The organism is Streptomyces sp. NPDC001156 (assembly GCF_053598275.1).
In genome coordinates, this window is sequence record NZ_JBSFJX010000036.1 from 14,044 (window position 1) to 27,387 (window position 13,344).

The 13,344-nt window shown below is 71.4% G+C and carries 12 protein-coding genes; 3 read left to right on the forward strand and 9 right to left on the reverse strand.

The window, feature by feature from the left end:
- The first annotated feature begins 166 nt into the window (after nucleotides 1-166).
- Nucleotides 167-745, forward strand: coding sequence for a TetR/AcrR family transcriptional regulator (locus ACWDA7_RS19210; RefSeq protein WP_450605449.1), 579 nt, complete (start codon nucleotides 167-169; stop codon nucleotides 743-745).
- 170 nt (nucleotides 746-915) lie between these two features.
- Here the strand turns inward: ACWDA7_RS19210 and ACWDA7_RS19215 are convergent, their stop codons facing one another.
- Genes ACWDA7_RS19215 through ACWDA7_RS19225 form a run of 3 tightly spaced genes read right to left on the reverse strand, consistent with a single transcriptional unit; the run spans nucleotide 916 to nucleotide 3,553 of the window.
- On the reverse strand, nucleotides 916-1,734 hold the full coding sequence (locus ACWDA7_RS19215) for a polysaccharide deacetylase family protein (RefSeq protein ID WP_450605450.1): 819 nt from the start codon (nucleotides 1,732-1,734) through the stop codon (nucleotides 916-918).
- Nucleotides 1,735-1,779: 45 nt separating this feature from the next.
- On the reverse strand, nucleotides 1,780-2,706 hold the full coding sequence (locus ACWDA7_RS19220; RefSeq protein ID WP_450605451.1) for a DMT family transporter: 927 nt from the start codon (nucleotides 2,704-2,706) through the stop codon (nucleotides 1,780-1,782).
- Nucleotides 2,707-2,713: 7 nt separating this feature from the next.
- Nucleotides 2,714-3,553, reverse strand: a complete 840-nt coding sequence (locus tag ACWDA7_RS19225) for an SDR family NAD(P)-dependent oxidoreductase (RefSeq protein WP_450605452.1) — start codon at nucleotides 3,551-3,553, stop codon at nucleotides 2,714-2,716.
- Between the two features lie 257 nt (nucleotides 3,554-3,810).
- On the opposite strand from ACWDA7_RS19225, the gene ACWDA7_RS19230 reads away from it, so the two are divergent.
- Entirely contained in the window at nucleotides 3,811-4,983 is a 1,173-nt protein-coding gene (locus ACWDA7_RS19230; protein WP_450605453.1) for an MGDG synthase family glycosyltransferase, read from the forward strand.
- Nucleotides 4,984-5,047: 64 nt separating this feature from the next.
- On the opposite strand, the gene ACWDA7_RS19235 is transcribed toward ACWDA7_RS19230, so the two are convergent.
- From ACWDA7_RS19235 to ACWDA7_RS19250, 4 genes are all read right to left on the reverse strand, one after another.
- Nucleotides 5,048-5,497 (reverse strand): SPW repeat protein, encoded by a 450-nt coding sequence (locus tag ACWDA7_RS19235; protein WP_450605454.1) that lies wholly within the window; start codon nucleotides 5,495-5,497, stop codon nucleotides 5,048-5,050.
- 128 nt (nucleotides 5,498-5,625) lie between these two features.
- Nucleotides 5,626-6,303 (reverse strand): dienelactone hydrolase family protein, encoded by a 678-nt coding sequence (locus ACWDA7_RS19240; protein ID WP_450605510.1) that lies wholly within the window; start codon nucleotides 6,301-6,303, stop codon nucleotides 5,626-5,628.
- A 106-nt stretch (nucleotides 6,304-6,409) separates the two neighbouring features.
- Complete coding sequence (locus ACWDA7_RS19245) at nucleotides 6,410-7,069, reverse strand: phosphoribosyltransferase (protein WP_450605455.1); 660 nt, start codon at nucleotides 7,067-7,069, stop codon at nucleotides 6,410-6,412.
- Nucleotides 7,070-7,330: 261 nt separating this feature from the next.
- Entirely contained in the window at nucleotides 7,331-8,422 is a 1,092-nt protein-coding gene (locus ACWDA7_RS19250; RefSeq protein ID WP_450605511.1) for a PP2C family protein-serine/threonine phosphatase, read from the reverse strand.
- A gap of 669 nt (nucleotides 8,423-9,091) precedes the next feature.
- Here ACWDA7_RS19250 and ACWDA7_RS19255 point away from each other — a divergent pair.
- A complete protein-coding gene (locus ACWDA7_RS19255; RefSeq protein WP_450605456.1) occupies nucleotides 9,092-11,143 on the forward strand; it encodes a SpoIIE family protein phosphatase in 2,052 nt (683 codons plus the stop codon).
- A gap of 38 nt (nucleotides 11,144-11,181) precedes the next feature.
- On the opposite strand, the gene ACWDA7_RS19260 is transcribed toward ACWDA7_RS19255, so the two are convergent.
- Nucleotides 11,182-12,051 (reverse strand): LuxR C-terminal-related transcriptional regulator, encoded by an 870-nt coding sequence (locus tag ACWDA7_RS19260; RefSeq protein ID WP_450605457.1) that lies wholly within the window; start codon nucleotides 12,049-12,051, stop codon nucleotides 11,182-11,184.
- A gap of 453 nt (nucleotides 12,052-12,504) precedes the next feature.
- Entirely contained in the window at nucleotides 12,505-13,341 is an 837-nt protein-coding gene (locus tag ACWDA7_RS19265; RefSeq protein WP_450605458.1) for a DUF1206 domain-containing protein, read from the reverse strand.
- Nucleotides 13,342-13,344: the final 3 nt, after the last annotated feature.

Consider the following 13,344-nt stretch of genomic DNA (forward strand, 5'->3'; position numbering starts at 1 on the left):
CAGGATGCGGGGGGCCAACGCCGATGGGCGGCCACCGGCAGGCGGCCTCGGCCGTGTCCGACGCTATGGTGGAGCTAAGCGGACAGCTGTCCGGTAATGAGAAACGTAACGGACAGCTGTCCGGTTAGCAAGGCCGGGGTCGGCCGGGGACCCGCGAGGAGGGCGAGTGCAGCGGAAGAAGGAGGCGCCTCTGCGCTCGGACGCGCAACGAAATCGCGAGCGCATCCTGGAAGTGGCCGTGACCGAGCTGACGCGTTGTGCGGACACCCCCCTGAGCGTGATCGCCAAGAAGGCGGGCGTCGGGCAGGGCACTTTCTACCGCAACTTCCCCAATCGCGAGGCGCTCGTCCTTGAGGTGTACCGGTACGAAACGCAGCAGGTCGCCGACAGCGCGGCCCAGCTGCTGGCGACGCGGGCGCCGGACCAGGCGCTGCGCGAGTGGATGGACCGCCTTGCCCGGTTCGCCATGGCCAAGGCCGGTCTGGCGGATGCCATCCGGCAGGCCACCAGCGCCCCCGGGAGCCCCGCGAAACCGGGCCACACACCGGTGACCTCCGCGGCCGAACTCCTGCTCCGCGCGAACGAGGAGGCCGGCACCATTCGTCCGGGTGTGACCTCCGACGACTTCCTCCTCGCCATCGCCGGCCTCTGGCAAATCGATCCCCGCACGGACTGGCAGCCGCGCGCCACCAGGCTGCTGGACCTCGTGATGGACGGACTGCGTGGGGGAGCACCCCGGGGCTGAGCAGCGCGCCCCCGCCGTGCTCAAGTGCAGGGCGCACGGCCGGTTTCGCCTGCGCCCACGGCACGGATGCGGCGCGCCCGCCGGTGAGGGCGACTCAGGTGCCGCGGCACCGTCACGGGCGCGCCGTTCCGGACGTCGCCGGCGCGCCCTTCGGATCGGTGGCTTCCGGGCTATGGCTCCCCGGAGCCGACCGGCTTGGGCCGGCCGCTGCCGACGGCGACCGCGAAGGCACCGTGGTCCTTCACGCGCGCTCCGCCGGTTCCCGTGCCGTGTTCGGCGAGCGGACCCACGGTCAGACCGGCGTCACGGCAGGCGTTCACGATCCCCGGCAGCGCGCCGAGTGTGGCGCGCCAGCAGCCGGCGGCCGAGGTCCGGTCGGAGTCGTGCAGGAGCAGGGTGCCGCCGCCCCGCAGGTCGGCTTCGGCGACCGCGCGTACGGAGTCGGGCGTGGCGTCCGCGGTCCAGTCCCTGCCCCAGGCGGTCCACAGCACCGGTTCGAGCCCGGCCCTCCGGGCGGCCCCCCAGCGTCCCGAGGTGAGGATGCCGTACGGCGGGCGGTACCAGCGCGGCGCACTGCCCGTGATGTCGCGCACGGCGTGGACCGCGCGCAACAGGTCGGCCGTATCCCGTCCGGGGGAGGGCAGCCACGGGCGGTCATGGGTCCAGCCGTGTACGGCGAGTTCGTGCCCGCGCTCCAGGGTCTGACGGGTCAGTGCCGGGTACCGCGCGACGGCCTCGCCCAGCACGAAGAAGGTCGCCCGCACGCCGAGACCGTCCAGCGCGTCGAGGAAGCGCGGTGTGGACGCCGGATCCGGACCGTCGTCGAAGGTGAGGGCGATGTGCCTGGGGCGGCCGACACCGGCGAGCCGCGGGAAGCAGCGCCGCCGCAGGCCGGGCAGCCAAGTCACGGCCGGACCGATGTGCGCGGCCGCGACCGCGGCGAACGGCGCCAGGGCCATGCCAGCACGCATGGCGGGGGGATGGGGCATGGGTGAGTGCGCCTCCTTCGGCGTCGCGGTCCGGGGGTGGCCGGTTCACGACCCTTGATGTGCCGGTCTCTGCGTGCCGGGGTCCGCGCCGTTGCGGCCTCCCGGCGCCGAGTCCCAGGCGCCGCTGACCGACGGGGCTCTCGCCAGCCCGATGCTTCCGGCCCCGATGAGTGCCACGCCGACGAGTTCCGGCAGGACCCGCACACCGAGGGCGATCTGCTCGCCGTACAGCGCCCACCCCAGCGCCACACTGGTCAGGGCGTCGCCGAGGGTCAGGGCGGGTTGGGACGCCGCCAGGGTCCCGGCCCGCAACGCGCTCTGCAACAGCAGGAAGGCGACCACCCCGACGCCGACCGTCGCGTACGGCGGCCATTGCGCCAGCACGGTGCCCGACTCCTCCCCGGCTCTTCCCACGACCTCCTTCAGCAGCGCGGCCGTGGCGGCGAACGACACCGCGGACGCGAGCCCGAGCAGCCCGGCGCGCGGCGCGCCCCTGCACAGGCGGGCCACGGCCACCAACAGGGCTACGGCGCACAGCACCGATACTCCCGCCGGCAGCCAGCGCCCTGGCAGAGCCGTGGACCGGCCGAGAGAGGGATTCGCCGCCCCGAGGAAGAGGGCCAGCCCGACGCCGAGGGCCACGAAGGCCAGCCAGGTGCGACGGTCGGGGTGCCGGTGGAAGACCACGCTGCCGACGGCCAGGGTGAACAGCAGCTCACTCGCCATCAGGGGCTGGACCAGGGACAGGCTGCCCACGGCCAGCGCGGCGGCCTGCAGCACCGTCGACAGGGCGAGCAGGCCCGCACCCGCCAGCCAGTGCGGCCGCCGCAACACCCCGGCCAGCCACCGCGCCGCCTGGCGCACCCCTCTGCCGCCCTCCGGCTCGTCCGTCGCGGCCCGGCGCTGCAGGACCGACGCCGAGGCGTTGCAGAGCGCCGCGAGCAGGGCCAGGAGGACCGTCAGCCAGCTCACCCGTCACTCATCCGAACCTGGCGGCGAGCCGCCGGTACAGCCCCGGTGCCGCGCCGCGCACTCGCGCGGGCAGGCGCAGCCAACCGGGTACGAAAACCTCGTCCCGGCCCCGGCACACGGCCGACCAGACGGCCTCCGCCACCCGTTCGGGCGGCACCGGCTTCGGCCTCGACCGCAGATAGGGCACCCCGCGCCGATCGAAGAACGGAGTGTCCACCACACCGGGGACCACATGACTGATGCCCACACCCGTGCCGCGCAGTTCGTACCGCAGGGCGTCGGCGAAGGTGCCGAGTGCCGCCTTGGCCGCGGAGTAGACGGCCTCGTCGCGTACGCCCACCGTGCCCGCGAAGGATCCGATGATCACCACGCGTCCGGAGCCGGCTTCGACCATGTGGGGGAGAAGCTGCCGTATGAGGTGCATCGTGGCGAGCACATCCACGCCGATGACCTCGTCGATGTCGCGGGCCGGCATGCTGCCGAAGTCGCCCGCCCAGCCGATGCCGGAGCACGCCACCAGCAGGTCCACCCGGCCCAGGCGGTCGAGTGCGAACTCGGCCAGCCGGCGGTGGGCACCCGGCGTGGTGTGATCCGTGGGGAAGGCGATCGCGGACGTCTGCGCGGCGACACGGGTCAGCCGGGTCATGTCGCGCCCGTTCAGCACCAGCCGCCACCCTCCCTCTGCGGCGAGGCGTCCGGCGACGGCGGCTCCGATGCCGGAGGACGCGCCGGTCACCAGTGCCGTACCCCGCCGAACCGACCGGCCATCGGAACGCCTGCCCGTCTCGGACGGCGCGTCCACCGGGAAGGCGGAAGCGGATCGAACACGGGAGGGAGCATGAGACATGGCGGCTGACCTCAGCTGCGACTGGCGGACACCGGAGTGACGGGCGGAAGGCGACTGCTCCTGGTTCGAGCCAAGGGTGCAGACGGGTATCCCGCTCGCCACACTCTGAAACTCGGAAAGGGGTCGGAGGCGTTTGGACATGGATGAACAAGGACAATCGGTACTGATATGTGCATTTTCCCCTGCGTCGCCACAGCGGGCGACGCGAGCGGACGTGACCCGTCCGCCCACGACGGGTGACGGGCGCGGCTCCGCCGATGGGATCGCACCACGATCGGCTGCCCCCGCAGCCTCTCCCGCATGCCGTGGCTGAGCCTGCCCGGCACGCCCGGCGGGACTCCCGGCGGCTGCTGATCGTCAGCGCGAGCATGGGGTCCGGACACGACGCGGTGGCAGCCGAACTCGCGCGCCGTGCGTGGAGCCGCGGTCACGAGGCACATGTGGTCGACGTCCTGGGTCTGCTGCCGCCCGGCCTGGGAATGGGCCTGCGCAGCGGCTACCAGGCATCCGTACGGAGCTTCCCCTGGGCGTACGCGGCGGTCTATCGCGTGTTCCTGCGGCGCGGGACCGGCCGTCGGCCCAGCGGCGTGCCGCTGGCCAGGCTCGCCGGCGACCGCCTCATGGCACTGGTGCAGGACGCCGGCGCGGACATGGTGGTCCCCGTCTTCCACCTCGGCGCGCAACTGACCGGTCATCTGCGGTCCCAGGGCCGTCTCCGGGTGCCGAGCGCCGTCGTCCTGATCGACTTCGCCGTGCACCGGCAGTGGCTCCACGAGGGCAACGACACGTATCTCTGCGTCACGGACCAGGCCGCGGACGAGGTGCGTCAGGACATCTCCGTACCCGCCGAGGCGGCCGGACCCGTCGTGGCACCCGAGTTCTTCGCACCGTCGGCCACGGCGGCCCTGTGGGCACGGCGCTTCGAGCGGCACGGTCCCGGACGCCCACCGGTCCTTCTGTCCGCGGGCGCCTGGGGAGCCGGCTCCCGCCTCCCCGGCACCGCACGGCTGCTCGCCGCGCGCGGCTTCCTTCCGGTGGTCCTGTGCGGCCGCAACGAGCGGCTCCGCGGCACCCTGTCCGGCGACGCGGGAGTGCTCGCCCTGGGCTGGACCGCCGACATGCCCGGGTTGCTGCACGCAGCCCGGGCTCTGGTCGACAACGCCGCCGGGCAGACCGCGGTACAGGCCCTCGCCGCGGAGCTTCCGGTCGTGGGGTACCGGCCCCTGCCCGGCCATGGCGCGGACGGGGTACGGCGTATGGCCGCACTCGGCCTCTCCAACCTCGCGGTCGACGAGCGTGAATTGCTCGACGCGCTGGGACGAATCGCCGTAGCCGGTCCCGACCGGAAGCACCGCGCGGCTCAGGGCCGCGCGCTCTTCCGGGACGATGTCCTGACACGGCTGCTGGCGGTTATCGACACGGCCGCCTGATCAGCCGAAGGACGTCCTGCGTCCAGCGGGAGGTGTCCCGCCGGCTCTCGGCGGGTTCTCCGGCTCACCGACCGCGGCGGGCTACGCCGATGGTCAGGCCCATCGCGGCGAGCCCCAGAAGGAGCGTCACCGCGCCGAGAACGCAGTTGTTCCAGATGATGCCGGCCGTCGCACTGTGGGCCGCGGTGACCACCCAGGGGGAGATCAGAAGCCACACGCCGAGCGGCGCGACCACCCAGGCCAGGCGGAACATGCGTTCCGGTGCCATGGTCAGGCACAGCCCGATGAGGGCGAGGGTGATGCCGACGATCAGATTGCTGACGGTGAGATTGCGCTCAGAGGCCGAGAAGTGCACGACCCAAGCTGAGATCGCGGCGTAGACGCCCGCCAGGAGGATCAGTCCCTCGATGGCGATCGCCGAGCCGCTGGAGGCCGTGCGCTCGAGCCGTTCCCGCATCTCTGCCAGTTCGGGATGCGTGCCCATTGCACTGGTGGACTGCCGCGGATACGACATCGCTGCCGTCTCCCCTCTATGAGAGGTTATTCCCTTAGGCAACGAATTCCCCAATATGGGTGATTTATTCATCCTTTATGGCATTTGCTCCAGTCGGTCAGGGCGGCGGAGGCAACGCGTCGGGAGAGTCACCCCGGCTGCCGCCGCTCGGGGCCTTCCCGCTGCGACAGATGTGCCAGGAACCACTGCCCGGCGGCCTCGGCGACCTGCTCCAGGGCGCCGGGTTCCGGGAAGAGGTGGGTGGCACCTGGTATCACATAGATCTCGTGCGGCGCCGACAGCGCCGCGGCGGCCTCCTGATTGAGATTCAGGACCGTTTCGTCGTTGCCCCCGACGATGAGCAGGACCGGTGCTCTCACCTGCTCCAGGGCGTCGCCCGCCAGGTCCGGCCGCCCGCCCCGGGAGACGACCGCATACACCCGCTCCGGTTGCTCGGCCGCCGCCATCAGCGCCGCGGCCGCCCCCGTACTGGCCCCGAACAGGCCAGCGGGAAGGCCCCTGGTGTTGGGCTCCTGCGCCAGCCAGTCGAGAGCGGCGCCCAGGCGCCGGCTCAGCAGAGGAATGTCGAAGCGGTACTGGGCCGTCGCCGCGTCCTCGCGCTCTTCACGTTCGGAGAGGAGGTCCAGCAGCAATGTGCCCAGTCCCATCTTGTGCAGCTCGGCTGCGGCCGCGCGGTTGCGCACGCTGAGCCGGGAACTGCCGCTGCCGTGTGCGAAGAGCACCACCGCGGGTACGTGCCCGGGCACCACCAGGTCACCCGTGAGCACCGCTTCCTCGGTGGGCACCATCACCAACTCGGAGATCATCTTGTTCATCTCCCCGTGGCTGTCCGATATTCCGGTCACTGCGGGTACCCAGGGTGGGCCGACACACGCGCTCCGACGGTTCACCACCGGCCGCGACGTCCCGGGCTCAGGCCGGGTGGAGGTCCCGCAGCGTCTCGAGCGCCTCGAGCACCTCCTGATCGGAGACCTGCTCGAAGTCGGAGTACCACTCGCCCACCGACCCGAGGTGCTGCGGCTGGTGCAGGCAGATCACGTCGTCGGCCTCTTCCTGCAACTCCCGCGCGGCGTAGCGACTGCACACGGGGACGGCGAGGACGAGGCGGTGCGGGGCCTCGTGGTGCAGATGGCGCAGTGCCGCCCGAGCCGTGATGCCGGTCGCCAGTCCGTCGTCCACGAGTACGACGGTGCGTCCCGTGACGTGTGGCGCGGGGCGCCCTGCCCGGTAGAGACCTTCGCGCCGGTACAGTTCGGCCCGTTCCCCGGCGACCTCCGAACCGAGCTTGTGCTCGTCCAGCTGCATCGCCTCCAGGCCCACGGCGTCGAAGAGCGGCGGATCGTCGTCGACGATCGCGCCGATGCCGATCTCCGGAGCACCGGGCACGCCGATCTTGCGGACGACCAGTACGTCCAGGGGGGCCTTCAGGGCCCGGGCGATCTCCGCCCCGATCGGAACACCGCCGCGTGGCAGCGCGAGCACGATCACGTGGGTGAGATCACCGCTGCCGGCCCACTCCAGAAGCCGTTCGGCCAGTTCCTGTCCGGCTTGCCGATGGTTGCGGTAACGCACGGCGTTGCTCCCTTCCTCGCCTCCTGGCGCGGGTCTGCTGGGCCTGCGTACGCGGTGCTCGACTCCCGCCGTCGCGGACGGGGCACCCATTGATGCCTATTTCGCCCCATACCCTCGCAAGATGTGCTTCAACGAGCGCGGGTACCCAGCGTGCCGACACAGACGCCGAATCTGCGCTCGAATTCGGGTGGACGGTGCCGTGCAGCCGCTGGCCGCTTTCCCTGTCGACTACCTGGGACCGCTCGGGCGGCTCGGCAGACCTCAGAGCTGGATCAGCTGGTCCGCCGGGTCCGGGAGGCGGTAGGCGGCGAGTACGGCGGTGTCGTCGTCCAGATGTGCGTTGCTGAAGGAGAGCAGGTCCTGGTGCAGGTGGTCCAGGAGTTCACGGGGCGGGAGCGCGCCCCATCCCCGGACGCGTTCGATCAGCGGGTAGAAGTTTCCGTCGGGGTCGCGGGTCTCGGTGACACCGTCGGTGTAGAGCAGCAGTTGGTCGCCGGGCCGCAGGGACTCGACTTCCACGCGGTAGTGGTCACCGATCAGAACGCCGAGATTGATGGGGGGCGAGGGATCGGCCGATTCCAGCTCGGTGACCCCGCCCGGGCCGATGCGCAGGGGTGGTGGGTGGCCGCAGTTGACCAGGCGCACGACGGGTTCGTCCTCGGGGATCTCGGCGAACACCGCGGTGACGAAGCGCTCCGCCATCTCGCTGCCGGGCAGCTGGGCGGCTCGGCGGGCCATGCTCGTCTCCACCCGGTGTGCCACCGCGGCCAGATCCGGCTCGTCGTGGGCGACCTCGCGGAAGGCGCCCAGCATGGTCGCCGCCGTCTCCACGGCGACCATGCCTTTGCCCCGGACGTCACCGATGAGCAGGCGGACGCCGTGCGCGGTGGGCACGGCCTCGTACAGGTCCCCGCCGATGTTCGCCTCCGCGGCGGCGGAGAGGTAGAGGGTTTCCACACAGACCTGGCCGAGGCGGTGGGGGACCGGGCGCAGCAGGACCCGCTGCGCGGTTTCGGCCACGGCGCGCACCGTGGCGAGGGCTCGCTCCCGGCGGGTGCGGTGGGCGGCGACGATGGCGCCGAGGGCGCCGATCAGGGCGGTGGAGATGTACGCGGCCACATAGTGGCGCTCCCACAGGAAACCCACCGAGCGGCCCGCACAGCACGGGGTGCCGGCGAGGAGGGCCTCGAGGGCGATGGCGCAGACCATGACGACGGCGACCGTGGTGGGGCCGTGGGCGAAGGCGGCGACCAGGGGAAGGGCGATGAGCAGGAAACTCACCGGCCATTGCACGGGAGTGACCGGCTCGATGGCCAGGACGATGGCCACGTACATGGCCGGCAGCCAGCGCATCCATGCGGGCGGGGCGGGCACCTGCAGCCCCGAGTTGTTCGGCTGGGGCGCACGGCGGTCCTCGGCGCGACGGCGGCCAGGCTCGATCACCTGTCGCTCCGCAGGGGGCGAGCCCACATCGGCACAGGCCTCGGGGGACCCAAGGGGCACGGGGTCGCACAGCCCGGCGCTCGGGGAGAGCCCCGGCGGATCCATTCACTCGGCCTGTGCACAAGAACTCCTGGCAGGGCATGGTCCAACACAACCGGCCTATGCGGTCCGTCAGATCGACCCGGTCATTGCTCCGCAAGGGCATGTCAGGATCTTTGGTTCGATCCTACGACATAAAGATCACGCAGAGTAGGTCCCGCACGCCGCAGTGCACGTACCGCGGTGGTGAGCGGGGGAGCGACAAAGCACTACACAGCCGCATCGGTACCGGGAGCCGAGAACCGTCGTCGGGACCTCGACGGCCACCGTGACGGACCGTGCGCGGCCGCACCGGTCGGTTGCAGCCCTCTTCGTCCACGCGGGGGGCCGCGTCCGGCGGACCACCTGTGCATGCCAACGAATCGCATCCGGACTGGGTTGGGTACTCGGCGATGAGCAGCATGGAACGACCGGAAGCCGGCCATGGAACATGGCGGATCCCGCCCGCGGTTCATGTCGGCACACGGAGGGAGATCTGGGATGCAAACCGAATCCTTCCACGTGAACGGCGACCAGTCCGGGGCGACCGGGCTGCTGGACCTCCTCAGTGTCGCGGCGGTGGTGCTGGACCCCGAAGGGCGCATCGTGTTCTGGAGCCCGCAGGCCGAGGAACTGTTCGGCTACACCGCGGAAGAGGCTCTGGGGAGCTACGCGGCGCGCCTGCTGATCCAGCCGGAGCACTTCCAGGCGGTCCTCACCCTGTTCGCCGAGGTGATGCAGACCGGCCGCAGCTGGGCGGGCGCCTTTCCCATCCGGCACAAGGACGGCCATACCAGGCTGATGGAGTTCCGCAACATGCGGTTGCTGAATGACGTCGGGGACGTCTTCGCCCTGGGCATCGCCGCCGACCACCGCACACTCCAGCGCGTGGAGACCGACCTGGCACTGTGCGAGCGGTTGGTGAACCAGTCTCCGATCGGCCTCGCCCTCCTGGACCCCGAGCTGCGCTTCCTTCTGATCAATCCCGCATTGGAGCGTATCGACGGCTTGCCCGCCCACGAGCACATCGGCCGCCATCTGAAGGACACCCTGTCCATCCCCGACATCGACACCATCGTGTCCGCCCTGCACCAGGTCCTGGCCACCGGAACCCCGATCCTCGACCAGTATTCCGTCGGCCGCACCCCCGCCGATCCCGACCACGACCACGCCTGGTCCATCTCCTTCTACCGGCTGGACGACCCGGGCGGACGCATTCTTGGCGGCGCGATCTCGGTCGTGGACATCACCGAGCGCCATCGGGCAGCCACCGAGGCTGATCGGGCGCGACGCCGTCTCGCCCTCATCGCCGACGCCTCCGCCCGCGTCGGCACCACCCTGGAAGTGGACCGCACCGCCCGCGAACTGGCCGATATCGCGGCCCCCGTGCTCGCCGACATCGTCGCCGTGGACGTGCTCGACTCGGCCCTCGCCTGCCGCCGCACCGGCACGCCCGACAGCGGACCCGAGCTCTTCCGCGCTCTCGCCTTCAAGGCGGCGCACCCCACCGTGGCCCTCCGTGCCGCCGATCCGCCCGGTGACCTGGCCACCTACGACAGCGACCGGCTGGTCACCCTGTGTGTCCACACCGGCCGGCCGGTCCTGGTGCGGCACGTGGGCCAGAACGACTTGATGCGCATCGCCCGGGACCCCGAGGGCACCTCGCTGCTGGCTCGCGCCGGCGTCCACTCATATCTCGCCGTGCCCCTGATCGCCCACGGCGAGGTGCTCGGGGCGCTCGACCTCAAGCGCACCCGCAATCCCCTGCCGTTCGACGACGACGACGTCGTACTCGCCAGTGAGCTGGCCGGTCGCGCCGCCGTGGCCATCGATAACGCGCGGTGGTATCAGAGCGTGCGCAACACGGCCCTCACCCTCCAGCGCAGCCTGCTGCCCAACCACCCGCTGCACCACAACGGTCTGGAACTCGCGACCCGCTACCAGCCCGCCCAGGCCACCAGCGAGGTGGGCGGCGACTGGTACGACGTCATCCCCCTGGCCGACGACAAGACCGCGCTCGTGGTCGGCGACGTCATGGGTAATGGCATCGACGCCGCCGCCACCATGGGCCGGCTGCGGACCGCCACCTGCGCCTACGCGGACCTCGACCTCGCCCCCGACGCGGTGCTCCAGCACCTGGACAAGATCACCTGTGATCTGGAGCACTACATCGTCACCTGCGTCTACGCCGTGTGCGATCCACAGCGAAGGCAGTGCCACATCGCGAACGCAGGACACATGCCGCCCGCTCTGGTGCGTCGCGGACGCGCACCCACCTTGCTGGACCTTCCGCCCGGAGCTCCGCTCGGTGTCGGCGGCGTCCCCTTCGAGACCACCACTGTCGACCTCGGCCCCGGCGATCTGCTGATCCTCTACACCGACGGACTCGTCGAGACCCGCCACCACCCCATCGACGACCGACTGGACCTCCTGCTGAGCCTCCTGGACGAACCCTCCCGTCCGCTGGAAGAGACCTGCGACCTCCTGCTGTACGGGCTCCGCCACCCGGACGACCACGACGACGTGGCTCTCCTCGTGGCCCGCGCCCAGTAGCGCATGCACGTCCGCGACACGGGCGGGCGGCACGGTCGTCAGGGAAGGAACGCGGCGGTCCCGGACGCCGTTCCGGCTTCGGGTCCTTGCCCGCCGCGCAGAGGCCGGGGCGAGCCAGGCGTGGGCACGAGGCCCAGCTGCTGGGCGCGGAGCACTGTGCTGATGCGGTCGCGTGTGCCGAGTTTGCGGTAGATGTTCTCGACGTGCTTGTGGACCGTACGGCTGGAGATCCCGAGACGGCGTCCCATGGCCGCGGCGGTCAGGGCGTCGGTGAGGAGCAGGAGGACGGTGGTCTCGCGGGGCGTCAGGTCGCAGTCCTGGGCGGGTCCGTCAGGGGCACCCGCGGTGTCCGCCCGGACCACCGTCCGCTGCCAGCGTTGCAGTAGCCGCCGCTGCTGCTCGACGGCGGCCAGGAGGGGCTGCATCTGCCGGCCCAGGCGTATGTGGTCGTCGTCGAAGTCCTTGCCGGAGCGGTAGATGAGGCATCCGGTGACCGGCGTGCTCGACCCGGGCAGCGGGATCGCCAGAACATGGTTCACGTCCATGAGCTCGCCGATCAAACGCGCGGTCGGGCTGGAAGGCCATCGGGTGCCGGCGGCCTGGCGGGCCGTGACGGGCGCCCGGTCGTGTTCCGTCGCGTAGTGCTGTGCGAAGGGGTAGCCCGCCCGCAGAAGTCCCATGGACTCCTCATCGAGCAGCTCGAACGCCGCCGCCCCGCCTGGTGGCAGGCCCACCGTGCCGCTGTTCTCGTTCCACTCGTCCAGCTTGTAGATCAGGGCTTCGCCACCGCACACGCCCGGCAGGGTTTCGGCGAGAAGCGGCCACAGCCGGTCCGGGTCACGCTCGTGCAGCGCTGCCACGGCCACCGACAACATGCGCTCATAGGCATTGCCCCGCCCGTACGTCACTTGTCCCTCTCCACCCGTCCGCCTACGTAGTTATACCCATACCGGCGCAAGGCCCGGCTGACGCAAACTTCAACCGACGCGCGTCATGTTCTCGGATGGCCTCCGCCGCCCCGGCGCTGGGGTGGCCGTGGCCGAGGGCGTCGGGTAACCGTGTAGACCGTGACTCGCCATCGCTCGTCGAGGTCGACGAGGTCGATGAGCCGGTGCATGGCCGCGCTCCCGCGCATCGTGGCCGGGTGCTCCGCGGTGCCGTCCGGGTCCGCACGAGGCGCCCTTTTCGGACCGACACCACAGTCTCGGGCGGCCGCTCCTGGCCTCGCCCGGCGAATCCCGTGCGGGCCGCCGGCACAGGGGACCGGCGGCCCGTACGGTCGGCGACTCCCCGCGGTACGGCGACAGACGTGCCGGCTGGCCCGGAGGCAGCTGTGCCCCAGGACCGGACGAAGCCGTGGCTCAGAGCCTGGACCAGCGCGCCAGCGTGAAGGAGAAGAGCCCGAACAGAGCGACGCCGGCGGCGACCAGCGCCAGCAGCCATGGCCCGAACGGGGTGCCGGCGAACGAGCGGAGCGTGTCGTCCAGTCCCTTGGCCTGGTCGGGCCGGTACTCGATCGCCGCCCGTAGTGCGAAGGCCCCCGCCGCGGCGAACACCAGTCCGCACGCCACGCCGCCGCCCACACCGGTGATGTCCACCAGTCGCCGGGCCCTCGGGGTCATCTCGCCCAGCTTCAGGTCCTCGTGGAAGTCGCGCCGCACGGCCCGTATCCCGATCCACACGCCGGTCCCGATGACGCCGGCCGCGGCGATCCCGACGATCCACTGGCCGGCGGGCATGCCAAGGACCTTGGCGGTGACGTCCCGGGATTGCTCGTCGCTGGACCCGCCGCCGTCTCCGGCGCCCGCGGCGAACAGCAGTACGGAGCAAGCGACGAACGCATAGAACACGCACCGGACCAGCGCCGGCAGCCGCTGCTTCGCCTTGCCGCCGTCCGGCCCGACCGAGCCGAACACCGCCTCGGACAGCTGCCATAGCGCCATGCCGGCGAGCCCGATGCCGAGCGCCCACAGCAGGACGGCGCCGAACGGCTCGTGCGTGATCTCGGCGAGGGCGCCACCGCGATCGGCCTGCTGCTTGCTGTCACCGAAGGCGATCCGCAACGCCAGTACGCCGATCAGCAGGTAGATCACCCCGCGTGCGGTCAACCCGGCCCGGGCGGCGCCCCGCGTCACAGAGCCCTTCGCGGCGCGTCGCGCCGCCATCCGGCCGGACGGGCCCATGGCACTCGTTTTCATCTC